This is a genomic window from Streptomyces sp. NPDC025793 (genome assembly GCF_055558375.1).
Genome location: NZ_JBVHMR010000086.1, coordinates 1 through 16,684, shown reverse-complemented (window position 1 = coordinate 16,684; position 16,684 = coordinate 1). Strand labels below are relative to the sequence as shown.

Here is a 16,684-nt window from a genome sequence, read left to right as displayed (position 1 = left end):
GCCAAGGTCCGCAGCGAACGCCAGCAACGCTGGGGCCGCCCACGCCCCAAAGCCGCCTGATCAACCCCGGCAACGTTCGTGGTCAACGCACTAGCCAGACTGCGCACAGTTCTCTTTCCTGATCGCTAGTTGGAGCGGGATCTACGACGAGCCCAGAGACCCGCAAGTCACCTTAGCTAAGCAGGCAGGGTGTGGGCCCACTCCGTCGCTGCCCGCGGCGGAGACTGGGCCAACGGGCCGAGTTGCAGGACGTAGTTTCCGTTGGGAACGACACAGCGGCTCTTGCTGGTCGATGGTGATCGTTCTCGGACAGCGAGTTGCCGACACGACAGTGGTGCGCCCAGGGCCCTTCCTTTGACTCCTCGAAGCGAACTACCGGCAGGGCGACCGCTGGGGTCGAACGATGCGGTCAGCCAGACCCTCAAGTGCGGGGGAGGTTGGGGTCGATCGCGACGGATGCGGTACGCCGTTGCTGTACTGCCAGCGTACGCGTCGGATTGTGGGCGTGATCTGAGGAAACGGAGCGGCTACGACCGTCACGGGTCCGCGGGTCTGGTGGCGCCGAGGTCGAGCGGTACCAGGGGACCAGTCTGAGGAGACGATCTGCGGTACTCGTGGCGGCGTGTCGTCGAGCCGGTGACCGCGAGAACACAGCCGCCATGATCACGGTGGAGAAGACAACGAACAGCAGGAGCGCGACCATCGCAAGGACGATGAGAAGCAGGGTTCCGGAGGTAGTCCTAGCGACGACGACCAGCGCGAAGGTGGCAGCGCTCCGCCCTACGCTCCTGGTCAGCCAGCGGGCTGACCGGACATCGAATCTCTCCATAGCTAACCTCTCCTCGCTTCGCACTGATCCATCGGCTGAAGGGCCGGGCTCCCAGTAAGTCAGCGCGTCAGGGCTCTCGGAGAAGTAACTTCGCGGGGTTGTAAGAGTACGGTGACTTCATGACACGGAGCGGGCCAAGCACCGCTGAGAAGGCGCTCATCGACGCCCTGGCCGTTCGGAGGCTCCGCGCGTCGGCCGCACAACTTGAGCGGTGGCGGGCCGCCGGACTGCTCCGCCGGTTCCCTCGCCGGAGCCTGGGCCGTGGTCATGGCTTCGTTGCTCAGTGCACGACCGAACATGTGGAAGCCGCCGCAGCATTGGCCCGCTTCACCAAGAGGGGACGCGACCTCAGGCTGACGGTCGTCGACTGGTTTCGGGCTGCTGGCTTGCCGGGCTCCGGCGATCATCCCGCGCCCCCCGATCCACCGCTGCCGAAGCTGCGGGAAGCAGTGCTATGGGCGGCGGCCAGGTCCTCGCCCATGGCACCCCAGGTCTCTCTGGCCCGCTCAGCGCTAAGCGAGGAAGAGCAAGACGCTGTCTTCGAACAGGCGGCGCTGACAGCTCGCGACCTGAGGCGGCCTGTCTGGAACCTGGAAGAGATGCGCCATGCACTCACGACCGGTGAGGACTTGCCTGATTCCGCATTTCGCAATGAGAAGGTCGACACCGGAACCGTACAGCTGCTGGCCGCCTTGGGCTTTGAACCCGATGAGCTTGGTGCCGACGCGTTGACGGAGGTGCTCGTCGCAAGCGGGATGTTCCCTCGGGTACCGGTCGAGGTATTGAAAAAATCCCTTACCGAAGCCGAGCTCGCCGGGCGCCCACTCCTCCCACCGTCCGCGGGTCAGGATCCGCGTGACAGGTTTCTGCACGCCACGGACGACGCGCTTCGTAGAGCACGGACCGTTGCGTTAGGGCTCCAGGGCTTCGGCTCGTTGCTACTCATGCACGGCCTGCTGATGCCAGACACCCCTGGTCTCACGGCTGTCCGCAAGCGCATCAACGAACTGGGCGTAGACCACATGCTGCTTTTGATGTCGGCCAGCAGCAACAAGACATCGGTCTTCGCCCAGAACCTCTTCTCGTGCCTAGACCCACACCTGGATGCCGTATACCAAGTGCTGAACGACCAGTTGCTCACCGGGCCACCGCTGTTTGGCGGTCCGGATGAACGCGAGACCGCCGAACGGTTCATGGAAGAGTGGCTGACTGCGATCCGCAGCGCCGCACTCCTCGCTGGGACCGACGACACCGACTAGAACCTGTCCAACGGGTCAGCCGAATATCCATCTGAGGTCCCGCTGCGTAGCTCAACGGCAATGCGCTGGCTCCGCCCGCCGGCAGAGCCCCAGACCGGCGCGTGTCTGGGCCTCGTCCGCCATCGGCTGGTACACCCGATGCCCTGCCTCTGCGAACTTCGGCATCACATCGATTCCGTCCATGCCAGAGGCAGTAGGAATCTGGCTGCTGCCGGGGCCGTCGTGCCTCATCCGTTACCCGGTGAGCCGGCCGACCGGTTACGACTGTGGAGGAGGCCGCACATCAATGCTGTGATGCCTAGTGGGCCACCATGGACCTCCCAACCCGGACTGGCTGCGCGATGGACAACGGCACGGCTGGTTGGATCGGAACACGGGCTGCGGGGCTACTGCTCCGTGGCTTCCGGAGCCGGCGCAACCCCTGTCGGGCAGGAAGCTCCCCAGTTCGTCTCGAATGGGTACTTAGCTTGACGCCTGTCCCGCCGAGCCTGTGCTGCCGTGTGACCCGTGGGCCGGAGCCGGCTGCCGGGTGGACCGGCCCGTCATCCGCGGAGGTGGCCAAGGACTTCGTCTTCGACGGGGTAGAGGCGTTCGACTTGACTGAGGGCGCGCACAGGGCGGCGCCGAGGAGGCCGAGGGTTGCGTACGGACGGAGCAGCCGGACACCGTCGATCACCGCGTAGGCGGGCGATCACCGCCAGTGTGGCTGGCCTGCCGCGCGGCCCACAGGCTGACACTTCCCCAAGGGCACCGACTTGGCCGACCACACATCCGAAGACCTGGCGGCCGTCGCCGCCGAGCTGAACAGTCGCCCACGCAAAACGCTCGGCTGGGAAACCCCAGCCGAGCGCCTCGCTAAGCTCCTGGCCACAGCCAGTTGATCTCTGTGTTGCAACGACCCCTGGAATTCGCCTGACGGAGGGGGCTTCCTTGTAGCTCCTTACCCCTGGTCAGAAACCTGCCCAAGCCGAATGCAACCTACCTATCTTTTGCACGACCAGGAGCCGGCGGAGCCATCAACCCGCCGCCCGGCGGTACTTGCGGACCGCGAGGGTGCGGAAGACCGCGATGATCACGACCGACCAGATCAGCGAGGCCAGCACAGGGTGCTGCATGGGCCAGGCGCCGGGCGTGTGGAAGCCCGGGGGGAGGTTGCCGAACAGCTCGCGGGATGCCTGCACAGTGGCGCTGAACGGGTTCCACTCCGCTATGTGCCGCAGGAAGGCCGGCATCTGGTTCGCGTCCACGAAGGCGTTCGAGATGAACGTCAGCGGAAACAGCCAGATCAGGCCGCCCGACGTCGCCGCTTCGGGAGTGCGCACGGTCAGGCCGATGAGCGCACCGATCCACGAGAACGCGTACCCGAGCAGCAGGAGCAGGCCGAATCCGGCGAGCACCTTGCCGAGGTTCTCGTGCGTACGCCAGCCAACGATCAGGGCGACGACCGCCAGGACGACGAGGGTGAGCGCCGTCTGGACCAGGTCGGCGAGAGTGCGCCCGGTCAGGACCGCGCCGCGCGCCATCGGCAAGGAGCGGAAGCGATCTATGAGCCCCTTGTGCATGTCGTCGGCGATACCCGCACCGGCGCCCGCCGTGGCGAACGTGACCGTCTGGGCGAAAATGCCTGCCATCAGGAACTCTCGGTACGCCTGAGTGGAGTTGGACCCACCGACCTGGATCGAGCCACCGAACACGTAGGTGAACAGCACCACAAACATGATGGGCTGAATCAGCCCAAAAATAAGCATCTCGGGAATCCGGCCCATGCGAATCAAGTTCCGTTGGGCGACGACGAGCGAATCGTTCACGGCGCTCACCTGGCCTGCTCCTTCATGGCGTTGGGCCGCCGGTCTCGGATACTCGGCGAGATGGAACCTGTCCGAGACGAGCGAACAGGATCCGGGATCCTGGACATGCGGATCAGGTTCCGCTGCGCCACGACCATGGAGTCGCGGACGGACCAAACGAGAGGGTTTCCCGGCGGTGCCACCCGCACGGCGTCGGTGACGGCGCTCACTTCACGGCCTCCTTGCCGCCCCGCGGGCGGCTCTCGTCGTCGTTCTCGTCCCGGGCGTCCGGGCCGGCCGCTTCGGCGACGTGTCCCGTCAGCGACAGGAAGACGTCGTCGAGGGTGGGGCGGCGCAGCCCGATGTCGTCTATCTCGATCCCGCGGCTGTCCAGCTCCCGGATGATCTCGGCGAGCAGCTTCGCGCCGCCGGTGACCGGGACCGTGAGCTTGCGGGTGTGGTCCTCGACGGTGGTGTCGCCCTTGCCGAAGCCCCGCAGCACCCGCGCGGCGGTCGCGATGTGCTCTCGCTCGTGCACCACGACCTCGACGCGCTCGCCGCCGGTGCGGGCCTTGAGCTGGTCGGAGGTGCCCTTGGCGATGACCCGGCCGTGGTCGACCACCGCGATGTCGTGCGCGAGGTGGTCGGCCTCCTCCAGATACTGCGTGGTGAGCAGCAGGGTCGTACCGCCCGAGACGAGCTGCTTGATGACCTCCCACAGCTGCTGGCGGTTGCGCGGGTCGAGGCCGGTCGTCGGCTCGTCCATGAACATCACCGGCGGCGAGACCACCAGGGCCGCGGCGAGGTCGAGCCGGCGGCGCATGCCTCCGGAGTAGGTCTTGGCGGGTCGGTCGGCAGCGTCCGCGAGGTGGAACTGCTCCAGCAGCTCCGCCGCGCGCGCCTTGGCCGCCTTCGACCGCAACTGGTACAGCCGGCCGACCATCTGGAGGTTCTCCCGGCCGGTCAGATACTCGTCGACCGCCGCGAACTGGCCGGACAGGCCGATGGAACGCCGCACGGTGTCGGGGTGCTTGAGCACGTCCACGCCCGCGACGACCGCCTTGCCGCTGTCGGGGCGCAGCAGGGTCGTCAGGCAGCGGACGGCCGTCGTCTTGCCGGCGCCGTTCGGCCCGAGCAGGCCGAGCACCGTGCCCTCGGGCACATCGAGGTCGACGCCGTCCAGAGCCCTTACGTCACCGAAGGTCTTCACCAGGCCTTCGGCATAGATGGCGCCTGGCATGTCTGTCTCCACGTCGTCGGGAATGGGACGTCCGGAGTTCTCCGGGAAAGCGTAGGTATGCGCGCTCGAATACGCCTGCGATTTTCCCGGTGCGGGCAGGCGGTCCGGCGGCACACGACACACCATAACGCGATGTATCGCGTCCCTCAAGAGGGGTGACGACGGATTACGAGGGCTTACGCGAACGAGTGACCGTGAGGGGGCGGGAGGGGGCGGGCTTCAGTCCATGACCGTGTAGCCCGCGTCACGCAGGGCCCGGCCGACCTCGGCGCAGTGCACCGGGCCCTTCGTCTCCAGGTGCAACTCCACCTCCGCCTCCGTGAGCCCGAGCCGGGGATCGGTGCGGACGTGGCTCACGTCGAGGACGTTGGCGTCGACCGCCGACAACACGCCGAGAAGCGTGGCGAGAGCGCCTGGGCGGTCCGTCAGCCGCAGCCGAACGGCCAGGTAGCGGCCCTGTGCGGCCATGCCGTGCCGCAGCACGCGCTGCATCAGCACCGGGTCGACGTTGCCACCGGAGAGCACCGTGACGACCGGGCCCTCGAAGGTGTCCGGCGCGGCCAGCAGCGCCGCCACCGGGCTCGCCCCGGCCGGCTCCACGACCAGCTTGGCCCGCTCCAGGCACAGCAGCAGGGCCGCCGACAGCTCGTCCTCGCCGACCGTACGCACCTCGTCGACCAGGTCCTTGACGATCCCGAACGGCACCACGCCCGGCCGCCCCACCTTGATGCCGTCGGCCATCGTCGCCGGGTTCTGCACCGACACCGGGTGCCCGGCGGCCAGCGAGGGCGGATAGGCCGCCGCGCCCGCCGCCTGCACGCCGACGATCCTGACGTCCGGCCGGATCGCCTTCACCGCGACCGCGATGCCGGCCGCGAGCCCGCCGCCGCCCATGCCCACGACGATCGTGCGCGCCTCCGGGCACTGCTCCAGGATCTCCAGGCCGACCGTGCCCTGACCGGCGATGACGTCCCGGTGGTCGAAGGGGTGGATGAACACCGCACCCGTCTTCGCCGCGTACTCCTCGGCGGCGGCCAGCGTCTCGTCGACCACCTGGCCGTGCAGGCGCACCTCCGCGCCGTACTCCCGGGTGGCACTGATCTTCGGCAGCGGCGCGCCCTTCGGCATGAACACCGTGGCGTGCACGCCCAGCAGCGCGGAGGCCAGCGCGACACCCTGCGCGTGGTTCCCGGCGCTCGCGGCCACCACCCCGGCCGCCCGCTCCTCCGGCAGCAGCCCGGCGATCCGCACGTAGGCGCCGCGCAGCTTGAACGAGCCGGTCCGCTGGAGGTTCTCGCACTTGAGGTGCACCGGCGCGCCGACCAGCTGCGACAGGTGCCGGCTGCCCTCCATCGCGGTCACCCGTGCCACGCCCGAGAGCATCTTCTGGGCGCCCCGCACGTCGTCGAGGGTGACGGAACGCAAGGAGTCAGCCGTGCCGTAGCTCATGACTCCAGCATCGCAGTTCACGGCCGTACCCGGCGGGTGTGACCAAGCACCGAGACCGGTTTGCGCAGCGCCGGTACGGTCCACGCCCGGGCCGCGTACCCTGTCCCCCAACCCAGCAGTCCTTCATGAAGCGAGCCTCCGGCCATGCCCACAACACCTGAAATGTCGATGGACATGACGACCGTCGGTGACACCGGTCTTCTCGACACCCTCCAGCACGAGGTGGCGGTGTTCGCGCGCCGTGCCGAACAGACCCGGCTCGGGGGCGTCGGGCAGGTGCGCAACTCCATGGACCGCGCGGCGTATCTGCTGCTCAACCGCCTTGACCGGGAAGGCCCGATGGGCGTCAAGGCGCTCGCGGCGAGCATGGGCATCGACTCCTCCACGGTCACCCGGCAGGTGGCCCCGCTGGTCGACACGGGGCTCGTCAAGCGCACCTCGCACCCCGAGGACGGGCGGGCCGTGGTGCTGCAGCTGTCCCCGCGCGGGGCGGCACGGCTGCAGGAGGTGCGCGACTCCAGGCGTCAGCTGATGGCCGAGCTGACCGAGGGCTGGGAGCCGGAGGACCGCGAGCAGTTCTGCTCGCTGCTCACCCGCTTCAACCGCGCGCTCTCCGCGCGGATGACACCGGGGAGCGTACCGGCGGAGCAGCCGCCGGCCTCCTGACCGCGGGGCACGCCCGACCGCGGCCACCGCCCGTTCCCTCCGACCGCCGCCAGGCCGTCCCCCGCCGTCACGACCGGTCGGTTCCGGCCTCTTGACCGGGGGCCGCCGCTGTCCTCATATGAGACCGGGTCCTGCGTCGTACGCGGTTCACCTGTCTGGTACCGGACAGGGCCCCGTGCGTGGGGGGGGAGGAGCGGTGTCTGATCGGCAGGCGGCCCGACATGCCCGCCGGGCCCGGGAGTTCGAGGCGTTCGTCGCGGGCGCCGCCGGGCGCCTGCTGCATGCCGCCACGCTGCTCACGGCGGAGGCACCGGACGGCAACCCGCGCGCGCGGCGCCTGCTGACGCACGCGCTCGCCCACACCTACGCGCACTGGGACCGCCTGCACGGCGAGGACCCGTACGACTGCGCCCGCCAGTTCCTCGCCGGCCGCTTCGCGCGCGCGACCTGGCACCAGTACGGCGTCTTCGGCCGCGCCCGACCGGATCCGCGCAGCCCGCTCGCCGCCCTCGCTCCACAGGAACGGCTGATCCTGGTGCTGCGGCTCTACGAGGGGGTCGCCGAGCAGCAGACGGCGGCTCTGCTGGGGCTGCCCATCGAGCGCGTGCACACCGTCTGCGACCGCGCGACGGCCACCGTGCTGCACCCCGCCCGCCAGGCCGCCCCGCGCGCGGTGGGTACGAAGGTGGCACCGTCGTGAGGCGGGGCGTCCGTCATGAGACGTGCGGTGTCACGGCGGGTCCCACGCGTGCGTGGCGGGCGTCGTGAACCGGGCCGAGCGGGAGGCCGCCGTACGGCAGATCATGGAGCGGGCCTCGGCGCCGGTACCGCAGGACCTGTGGGCGGAGGCGGTGCGCCGCGGTGAGCGTCTGCTGCGGCGCAGGCAGGCGGTCCGCCGGGTGCTGTGGCTGCTGGCGTGCGCCGCCGCCGTCGCGTTCTGTGTGTGGGCGGCCCGCGTGCACCCGTGGACGCAGCCGCCGTCCCAGACGACACCGCTGCTCACGGGCTGGTGAGCCCGCCGCCCGGCACGCGTGCGCGGGCGCGCGTGCCGGGCGGGTACGACGGAGGTGCGGGGACGGCGTGCGGGGACGGGCGGATCAGGCCTGGCCCAGGGCCTGCTGAAGGTCCTGGAGCAGGTCGTCGACGTTCTCGATGCCGACCGACAGACGCACCAGGTCGGCGGGGACCTCCAACGCGGAGCCCGCCGCGGAGGCGTGCGTCATCCGGCCGGGGTGCTCGATCAGGGACTCCACACCGCCGAGCGACTCGCCGAGGGTGAACACCTTGGCGCGGTTGCACACCTCGACGGCGGCCTCCTCGCCGCCCTCGACACGGAAGGACACCATGCCGCCGAACGCCCGCATCTGCTTGGCGGCGGTCTCGTGACCGGGATGCTCGGGCAGGCCCGGGTACAGCACCTGCGTCACGCGCGCGTGCCGGGTCAGCATGTCGGCGATCTTCGTGGCGTTCTCGCTGTGCCGGTCCATGCGCACCGCGAGGGTCTTGGTGCCGCGCAGCACCAGCCAGGAGTCGAAGGGGCCGGCGACGGCGCCCATCGCGTTCTGGTGGTAGGCCAGTTCCTCGCCGAGCGCCTGGTCGGAGACGATCAGCGCGCCGCCGACCACGTCGGAGTGACCGCCCATGTACTTGGTGAGCGAGTGCACGACGACGTCGGCCCCGAGCGCCAGCGGCTGCTGGAGGTACGGCGTGGCGAAGGTGTTGTCGACGACGAGCTTCGCGCCCGCGTCGTGGGCGACCTGGGCCACGGCGGCGATGTCGGTGATGCCGAGCAGCGGGTTGGAGGGGGTCTCCACCCAGACGGCCTTGGTCTTCGGGGTGAGCGCGGCGCGTACGGAGGCCGGGTCGCTGGTGTCGGCGACGGACCACTCCACACCCCAGCGGGTGGCGACCTTGGCGAAGAGCCGGAAGGTGCCGCCGTAGGCGTCGTTGGGGATGACCACGTGGTCGCCCGGGGTGAGCAGCGTGCGCAGCAGGGTGTCCTCGGCCGCGAGGCCGGACGCGAACGCGAGACCGCGGCGGCCGCCCTCCAGCGCGGCGAGGTTCTCCTCCAGGGCGGTACGGGTGGGGTTGGCGCTGCGGCTGTACTCGTAACCGCCGCGCAGCCCGCCGACGCCGTCCTGCTTGTAGGTCGACACCTGGTAGATCGGCGGGACGACCGCGCCGGTGAGGGGATCCGCGGTGTTGCCCGCGTGGATCGCGAGGGTCTCGAAGTGCTGACTGATGTGCCTGTCGCTCATGTGCACCGAGCGTAATGCGCCTTACCGGATGCCGTCGCCCGCCGGGCCCGAGGAGCGGTGCGATGAGCGGGGGAAGAAGGGATTTCCCTGTGTCGGACGCCGCCCGTCCGGTACCGGACAGCCCCTCGCCTGTCATGCTCCCGACGGGAGTTTTCCACAGCCTCCGGCGGGGGTTGGCACTTTGTCGGCGGTGTCTGGTTCGCTTGAGGCATGGCGATTCTCTGGCTGCTGATGGCGCTGCTCATGCTGAGCTTCGTCCTGCTCCCGTTCATGCGGCGCAGGCGCGGAGTGATCGAGCAGGTCCCCCCGGAACACCCGGACGCCGCCGACCCGGCGGCCTACGGCTTCGTGCGCCAGGAGGAGCTGGACATACGAATGCCCGGCGCGGACCAGGATCTGCTGGACGTGCTGGAGCTGGTGCAGCACACGCAGGACTACCGCGCGGCGGCCCAGCTGCTGGCCGGCACCGAGAAGGAGGGCGAGCGGCGCTGGCAGCGGGTGCAGGCCTTCGCGGGCGCCGCCGCGCTGGAGCTGCAGCAGCGGCCGGGCGGGGTGCACGAGACGCCGGGCGGCCAGTGGCTGCGGGTGTGGCGGGCCGAGCAGCCCAAGGACGCGGGCGGTGCCGCCGTGCACGCGGAGTTCCTGGCGCAGCAGGCGTGGCGCACGTCGACGCCGGGCACGGACGACTTCCGGATCATCATGGAGGAGGCCCGCGAGGCGTGCGGACAGGCGGCCCTGCTGGCGCCCGGCGACCCGGTGCCGTACATCGTCGAGCTGTCCGTCGCCCGTGGACTGGCCTGTCCGCAGGCCGAGTTCGAGCAGCTCTGGCTGAAGATCCTCGACCGCGCGCCGCATCACATGGGCGCGCATCTGGCGGCGCTGCACTACTGGTGCGAGAAGTGGCACGGCTCGCGGCAGCTGGCGTACTCCTTCGCCGAGGCCGCGGCGGCCCGCGCCCCGCAGGGCTCGCTGCTCGCCGCGCTGCCGCTCTTCGCGGTCTTCGAGCACCTCCCCGAGGTGAACCTGGTGGCGGGCTTCTACCAGAGCGAGGTCGTCACCAGGGCGATGCACGGCGCCCTGCACGCGGTGCACTCGGCCCGCCCCGACGACCCGATGCTGGCCCACGTCCGCCATCTGCTGATCTTCTTCCTGGTGCGCGCCGAACGCTGGGCCGAGGCCATGCACCAGCTGATACACGTCGACGGGCACGTCGGTGCGCTGCCCTGGACCCTGTCCGCCGACCCGGCCGCCGAGTTCGCCGTCTACCGCGCACTCGCGGTGGCGGGTTACGAGGCCAACGGCGGCAGCCCCGCGAGCCTGCCGGGCTGAGCGGACGAGACGGTCCGGGTGAGCGGGGCCGAGTCCGCTGGGCCGAGGCGGGCCGACCGGACGGGCCGGGTCCACGGGAGATGTGACGCAACGATGACGGCGAGAGCCTGACCGGAATTCACCCCCACCGCCGGACGTTCCTCCTGCGTGCCGGCCCGCTCACCGGGACCGGCCCCGCCCCGACCGACAGGGAGACCCCATGCTCTTCGGCCGCGTCCCGCAGCTGCCCACCCCCGAGCAGGCCCTCACGGGCCGCCCCTCACTCCCCTACGCGATCCCCGACCGCCACACCGTCCTCGGCGTGCCGCTCCTCGGCCCCTACCCCGAAGGCCTGGAGATCGCCGACTTCGGGATGGGCTGCTTCTGGGGTGCCGAGCGCAGGTTCTGGCAGCTCCCGGGCGTGTACACGACGCTGGTGGGCTATCAGGGCGGCTACACGCAGTACCCCACCTACGAGGAGGTCTGTTCGGGCCTGACCGGCCACACGGAGGTGGTCCGCGTGGTCCACGACCCGAAGGTGCTCTCCTACGAGCGTCTACTGAAGACGTTCTGGGAGTCCCACAACCCGACCCAGGGCTTCCGCCAGGGCAACGACGTGGGCACGCAGTACCGCTCGGCGATCTACACCCACACCCCCGACCAGGCCACCACCGCCGAGGCCTCCCGCACCGCCTACCAGCAGGTCCTCTCCGCCTCCGGCTACGGCACGATCACCACAGAACTCCTCCCCTCCGAAGGCCGCCCCTTCTACCCGGCGGAGGCGTACCACCAGCAGTACCTCGACAAGAACCCGGCCGGCTACTGCGGGCTCGGTGGGACGGGCGTCAAGCTAAGTACCCCGTTCGAGACGAACTGGGGGGCTTCCTGCCCGACGGGCATCGCTCCGGCGCCGGAGGTCACCGAGGGGTAGTCCGCGCGCAATGCCGCTGCTCCGCACCTGGCGGTGGATAGGCTCACGGCATGGACTTCCGTGTAGAGATCGCCCGTGAAGCGAGTCACGAACTCGTGGATGCCTTCGGTCGGCTGCTGCCACAGCTGTCCTCGACGGCGAAGCCGCTCGACTACGAAGCGGTCGACCGGATGGTGACGTGAGACGCGAACACGGTGCTCGTCGCCCGGGCACCCGATGAGGTCGTCGGCACTCTGACGCTGGTGCTGCTACCGCTGCCCTCCGGCTTGCGAGCACGCATTGAAGACGTCGTCGTGGACAGCACTGCACGGGGGCAGGGAGTCGCCGGCCTCCTCACTCAGGAGGCATTGCGGATTGCCCGGGAGGCAGGCGCGCGGACAGTTGATCTCACCTCCCGACCGGATCGGGCGACGGCGAACCGGCTCTATGAACGCCTAGGCTTCACTGCCCGGCAGTCGACGGTCTATCGCTTCGCGATCGACGGGTAGGCCGTCCACACCGGCATGCCTTGCTTGGCCTGCGGTGTGTGCCCGCAGATGGACACTCGGATACAAATCGGCCCGACCGGCAAGAAGTTGCTTCCTCTGACGGTCAAGAACGCAGGCCAGGCGCCCGCTTCGAGTGGTCACGCACACTGACGTGAGCGAGGCACTCGATCGGGTGATTGAGGCGGGAGCGAGCGAGAGAGGTGGCCGCTGCGTTGGCTGCGGTTGGCGTCTCGGTCCCTCGCCCGTCAGCGCCGCCGGCGTCCTCTCGGACGCCGCTGCCGTGCCCTGGAACTTCCCCGCACATCGTCTCCGAAGTGGAGTGGGTCTGAGGTCCGTACAGCCTGTGCGTGGCTGCATGGCTCCGCGAGCCCCCTTTCCTGACTGGGAAGGGGGCTCGTTGGCGTTCGGTGGCACATGAGTCTATGGGTTGCCGGTGTGGACTGCCTCACGCGGCCGGTGTGAGTTGCTGTACATCATCAAGGCTCCCCGGCTGTGCTCCGTCCGTCAGGCGCGCTTCCGGCTCCGCTGCGGGCGCCGTTCCTGCCTCCGGCCCGCTCCGCCCGCCCTGCGCCGACGCGCGCCCACTGGTGGATAGGGCCGGGGCCATGAGCCGATCACCGTAGAGCACGGCCACGGTCAGAACAGAGCCTCCGGCGGGGGATCGGCCGGAACAGCGATGGAGGGGGGCCGTTCCCGGCCGCGGGTCCGTAGTGGCGTGCGAGGAGTGCTCCCATCCCGCATACGATCGACCCAGGCAGAGCCGAGCAGACGCGGCCCGTGGCGTCCAGGCCGTTCGTACAGTGGCGCGCTCCACCTGCCCGCCACGCTCTGATGGGTTGCCGGGCTAGGAGGACGCGGACACTGCTGGCGCTGTCCCCGACGCCTCCAGCATATTCAGCTCTGCTGTGGCCAGCGGCTACGGCTCTGGAAGTACTCGAGAGCCGCGGGTTCCTCCGTGAACTCAAGCAGGCCGCCTACCCTGTCTGCCAATAGCGCTCGAACCTCGGATGGTGTGGCGAAGAAGAACTCGCGTCGCTCGTTGACGAAGTTGACGCGTCGATCGGCAAACGCCTTATGGAGTTCAGACTCCAGTGTCACGGCGTCCTCGGAGAAGAACATGGCATGGACGTCGTACCGGAACGGCACTGAAGCGTCGCCGAGCTCCCGGACGCGGTCCATCGGTTCGAGGCGGCGGGTCATGCCGATCTTGACGATGTTCGGACCAAAGGCGCCAACATTGGAGATGACGTATACGTAGCCGGCGCGGATGTTCGCGATGCGGTAGTCGTTGGCTGCGATGGCCTTTTCGATGTCCGCGAGGCGGCGGGAGAGTTCGGTGACAGCGGTGTCGTCGCCTTTGGCGCGGAGGGATTCCAGGACGCTGATGTAGTGCGCTCGCTCTTTCTCGAGTCGCTCCTTCTCGGCGGCCAACTCCTGCTCAGCCCGGCGCTGTTCGCGGAGAAGCTGGCGCTCCTGGCGGGCGCGTTCGCGTTCTTCCTGCATCTTCATCTGAAAGTCTGCAGTCAGTTCGAGCTCAGCGATTCGCAGAGCGTGATACTCGGGGCTGATCCGCATCTCCATGATCGCCCCTAGCCTCTCGATCGCGGTAACCGCCGACTCCAGCCGCTTCTGCGCGGTGCGCACGTTCCCTGACCTCAGCGAGCGCACGCAGTTGTCGGCCTCCGCGTTGTAGGCCCGTAGCATCAGCTTGGACAGATCGCCAACAAGTTTCCGCCCTCGTGCCAGAGATCCATCGAAGGTGAACATGTCGGCGGCGACGATCGCGCGACCGCTCTTGACGACGTCGTCGATCTGGCCCTCGAGGCTGCGGAGCCGGTCCTTGTAGGCTGCCGCACTCTCCAGAGGATGGTGGTAGCGATAGATGCCGACGTCCTGCAATGCGCGCTGGTCGCTGAGATCGATCACGTCGGCGCCACTCCGTGCGGCGGCGAGCGCGGCTTCGAGATCGGCGATACGGGCCAACAGCGGCGCGGGGTCGACCCCGCGAAACGGTAGTCCAGTTGGGGGGCCAGCAAATGTCTCGGTTGACCTAGTTCCCGGTGCCTCTTGCGCCGGGCCGGTGGAGGTTTCGGCGGTTGACACGGTGGCGGACTCGTCGACGTCGTCGTCCGATTCGGCCTCGTCGTCGGACACGAAGAGGTTCCAGCCAGGGGGTGGTGCCGGCCAGGCCGGGTCGGGCTTCCATCCTGGCGGAGGAGTCCAGCCCTCGGGCGGGGTGGGCCACCCTGGCGGTGGGTTGAACCGCATCGTCACTTTCCTCGAACGCGAACGCCGCGGCTGGTGTCTGCTGATACGAGGTCGAATGGCGACTTCGACATCGCGGCACCGAGGTGCTGCAAAGTGGCCTGCGGGATAACTTTTGCCAGATCGAACCCGTTGAAGGTCTCGCGGTCCGCGGCGACGACGGCAAGAGGAACAGTGGTCGGAAGGCCGGTGGCGGGGTCGATTGTATTGACGCCGACTGTCAGCGCGATCGAGTGGATTTTGCCAGCGTGGTCGGCCTCGAACATTCGTGCAGACTGCGAACTGCGACCTGCCAGACCGCATTCGCATACCGCTCCTTCTTTTCACGGACGGGCAGGGCAGTTGAAGTTATCTCGTCCTTCGCTTTCACGTATCGGTAGCCCTTCACTGAAGGTAGAGTTGAGGGCTCTGGAACGCTGAAAGTGAGCGTGAGTTCTCGAGATGCGAGATTGAACGCATGGTCGTGCTCGACCGGGAAGACCTCGGGGTAGACCGAGTTGGACAGGACGATGCCGATGTACTCCTCGATAGCGGATTCGACATCGAAGGCAAGGTCATTGATGAGCTTGGTGAGCTCGGCGTTGTGCGCTGACGCCTTAGCCTCACGCTTCTCGCATTCCTGCCTATATTTCTCCTCGGCGGCAGATAGTTTCGCCACGCGCTTGGCTTCCATCTTCTCGCGCCAGGCCACTGCCTTGACGTGACGGTTGTGGAGAGCATCCCTGGAGAGCTCCCAGTCATCATGCGCCTTCTCAAAAGCGGCCCTGGCCCCCTCGACGGCCCGTTGGTGCCGCTTCTTGCCGCCAAGCACGGCTGAGAGTCCGCTGGGTGCAGTCGGCTCCTGATACACGGGCTCAGGGGCGTACTTCGGCTCCACAACCTCGGTCGTAGGGACAGCCAGTCCACCGGGCTCGAAGGGAGGATGCTTAACCTGCGAGATCTTCAATGATTCGAGATCGACGTGGTCGTCTACGTCCAGGGCCCAGGCGAGCAGACTGTCGATATCGGCGAGGTCGCTGGCCAGATCGGTGTTCATGGACTCAACCTCGGCGAGCCGGGACTCCACCTGGAGCCGCGCGGCCTCACGCTCTGCGGCCTTCTTCTCGGCGGCAGAGGCTCTTGCTGCCGCCGCCTGCGCGCGCTCGTGTGCCTTCCTGGCTCGTTCGGCTTCGCGCTGCGCTGCAAGATGAGCACGATGGGCGGCGGCCTCCTGCTGCCGTCGACGCTTCTCCGCCTGCTGCGCCTGGTAGTTCAGCTCCGCGAAGAGACCGCGACGTCTGCCCATGACATCCCCCCAGAAGACCCGGTGCCTAGGACTCAATCCCTGTGAGTTTCACCGTAGCGATGATCACTGCCGCTGGAAAGTTGATCCACAATTTAGGGCGGAGTCGCAGCAGGTCCCGGGCCTGTCCCTGGGCTAGGTGTTGCCCGCCGCCTTCGCGGTGCAGGCTGCCCCGACCCCATGTGTTCAGCCGCAGTGCTGACCTGACGTCCTGACTGAAGAAGGATGCCTCCCACCTGCGGTTATCTGGATTGTCTAGATCGAAACCGTCGAAGAGAAGAGGCGTCCAACCAGTGCTACCGAATGGGATCACCTGGCTGCAGCCCCCGAGTGCCAGCCGCTCTCGCATGTCGCGCGAGTGTGGGTGCCTTCCTGTCCACAGATGGACACTCGGATACAAATCGGCCCAACCGGCAAGAAGTTGCTTCCTCTGACGGTCAAGAACGCAGGCCAGGCGCCCGCTTCGAGTGGTCACGCGCACTGACGTGAGCGAGGCACTCGATCGGCTGATTGAGGCGCTGACGGGAGTGAGCGATGAGGAGGTGGCGGCCGCGTTGTCTGCGGCCGGCGCTTCGAGCTCTCGTCCGCCGGCGCCGCCGGTGCTCTCTCGGACGCCGCTGCCGGGCCTTGGACGTACTCCGCACATCGTCTCCGAGGTGGAGTGGGTCTGAGGTCCATTCCAGGCCTGTGTGCGACTGCCTGACCCTGCGAGCCCCCTTGCCTGATTGAGAGGGAGCTCGTTGGTGTTCTGTGGCGTGTGAGTCCGTGGGCGGCGCTGTGGAGTGCTCAACCCCACGCAGGCCCCCACGCAGCCGACTGAGTTACAACTTTCTCTACTGGTTCAAGGCGGCTCCGTAAGTTGTTGGATGGCCCGGAAGGGCGGGGTGTGGCTCAAGGCGGCTTGCCGGATGTGGCTCGGAGC

13 protein-coding genes and 2 pseudogenes are annotated in these 16,684 nt (G+C 68.4%); 8 read left to right on the top strand and 7 right to left on the bottom strand.

Translation table 11 applies throughout. The features are described 5' to 3' along the window. The first annotated feature begins 1,128 nt into the window (after positions 1 to 1,128). Both ACZ4MF_RS47230 and ACZ4MF_RS47225 read left to right on the top strand, forming a co-directional pair. Positions 1,129 to 2,088 carry a hypothetical protein gene (locus ACZ4MF_RS47230; protein WP_467500410.1) on the top strand — a complete coding sequence of 320 codons (960 nt, stop codon included), beginning with the start codon at positions 1,129 to 1,131 and terminating at the stop codon, positions 2,086 to 2,088. A 734-nt stretch (positions 2,089 to 2,822) separates the two neighbouring features. Beyond that, positions 2,823 to 2,969 (top strand): annotated as a pseudogene (locus ACZ4MF_RS47225) (IS30 family transposase); the annotation flags it as partial. 135 nt (positions 2,970 to 3,104) lie between these two features. Here the strand turns inward: ACZ4MF_RS47225 and ACZ4MF_RS47220 are convergent. The 3 genes from ACZ4MF_RS47220 to ilvA all read right to left on the bottom strand — a co-directional run bounded on the left by ACZ4MF_RS47220 (position 3,105) and on the right by ilvA (position 6,564). Further along, positions 3,105 to 3,905: an ABC transporter permease gene (locus tag ACZ4MF_RS47220; protein ID WP_467500409.1), complete on the bottom strand. Its 801-nt coding sequence runs from the start codon at positions 3,903 to 3,905 to the stop codon at positions 3,105 to 3,107. A gap of 196 nt (positions 3,906 to 4,101) precedes the next feature. Next, on the bottom strand, positions 4,102 to 5,115 hold the full coding sequence (locus ACZ4MF_RS47215) for an ATP-binding cassette domain-containing protein (RefSeq protein WP_467500408.1): 1,014 nt from the start codon (positions 5,113 to 5,115) through the stop codon (positions 4,102 to 4,104). Between the two features lie 219 nt (positions 5,116 to 5,334). Further along, complete coding sequence (ilvA, locus tag ACZ4MF_RS47210) at positions 5,335 to 6,564, bottom strand: threonine ammonia-lyase (RefSeq protein ID WP_467500407.1); 1,230 nt, start codon at positions 6,562 to 6,564, stop codon at positions 5,335 to 5,337. Between the two features lie 162 nt (positions 6,565 to 6,726). On the opposite strand from ilvA, the gene ACZ4MF_RS47205 reads away from it, so the two are divergent. From ACZ4MF_RS47205 to ACZ4MF_RS47195, 3 genes are all read left to right on the top strand, one after another. Further along, a complete protein-coding gene (locus ACZ4MF_RS47205; protein ID WP_356026573.1) occupies positions 6,727 to 7,230 on the top strand; it encodes a MarR family winged helix-turn-helix transcriptional regulator in 504 nt (167 codons plus the stop codon). A gap of 196 nt (positions 7,231 to 7,426) precedes the next feature. Then, on the top strand, positions 7,427 to 7,930 hold the full coding sequence (locus ACZ4MF_RS47200) for a sigma factor-like helix-turn-helix DNA-binding protein (protein ID WP_467500405.1): 504 nt from the start codon (positions 7,427 to 7,429) through the stop codon (positions 7,928 to 7,930). 64 nt (positions 7,931 to 7,994) lie between these two features. Next, positions 7,995 to 8,243: a hypothetical protein gene (locus tag ACZ4MF_RS47195; protein WP_467500412.1), complete on the top strand. Its 249-nt coding sequence runs from the start codon at positions 7,995 to 7,997 to the stop codon at positions 8,241 to 8,243. Between the two features lie 84 nt (positions 8,244 to 8,327). Here ACZ4MF_RS47195 and ACZ4MF_RS47190 read toward each other — a convergent pair whose 3' ends face one another. Beyond that, complete coding sequence (locus ACZ4MF_RS47190) at positions 8,328 to 9,488, bottom strand: cystathionine gamma-synthase (RefSeq protein WP_356026285.1); 1,161 nt, start codon at positions 9,486 to 9,488, stop codon at positions 8,328 to 8,330. A gap of 210 nt (positions 9,489 to 9,698) precedes the next feature. Between ACZ4MF_RS47190 and ACZ4MF_RS47185 the strand changes: the two genes are divergently transcribed. The 3 genes and pseudogenes from ACZ4MF_RS47185 (at position 9,699) to ACZ4MF_RS47175 (ending at position 12,215) form a co-directional block, all read left to right on the top strand. Next, positions 9,699 to 10,817: a hypothetical protein gene (locus tag ACZ4MF_RS47185; protein WP_467500402.1), complete on the top strand. Its 1,119-nt coding sequence runs from the start codon at positions 9,699 to 9,701 to the stop codon at positions 10,815 to 10,817. A gap of 199 nt (positions 10,818 to 11,016) precedes the next feature. Beyond that, positions 11,017 to 11,727 carry a peptide-methionine (S)-S-oxide reductase MsrA gene (gene msrA / locus ACZ4MF_RS47180; protein WP_467500400.1) on the top strand — a complete coding sequence of 237 codons (711 nt, stop codon included), beginning with the start codon at positions 11,017 to 11,019 and terminating at the stop codon, positions 11,725 to 11,727. A gap of 50 nt (positions 11,728 to 11,777) precedes the next feature. After that, positions 11,778 to 12,215: pseudogene (locus ACZ4MF_RS47175) on the top strand (GNAT family N-acetyltransferase). 894 nt (positions 12,216 to 13,109) lie between these two features. Here ACZ4MF_RS47175 and ACZ4MF_RS47170 read toward each other — a convergent pair. The 3 genes from ACZ4MF_RS47170 to ACZ4MF_RS47160 form a co-directional block, all read right to left on the bottom strand. Continuing rightward, a complete protein-coding gene (locus ACZ4MF_RS47170; protein WP_467500398.1) occupies positions 13,110 to 14,369 on the bottom strand; it encodes an SNIPE associated domain-containing protein in 1,260 nt (419 codons plus the stop codon). Positions 14,370 to 14,485: 116 nt separating this feature from the next. Further along, positions 14,486 to 14,746, bottom strand: a complete 261-nt coding sequence (locus tag ACZ4MF_RS47165) for a hypothetical protein (RefSeq protein WP_467500396.1) — start codon at positions 14,744 to 14,746, stop codon at positions 14,486 to 14,488. Next, positions 14,701 to 15,765: a hypothetical protein gene (locus tag ACZ4MF_RS47160; RefSeq protein WP_467500394.1), complete on the bottom strand. Its 1,065-nt coding sequence runs from the start codon at positions 15,763 to 15,765 to the stop codon at positions 14,701 to 14,703. Before ACZ4MF_RS47160 ends, ACZ4MF_RS47165 begins: the two co-directional genes overlap by 46 nt. Positions 15,766 to 16,684: the final 919 nt, after the last annotated feature.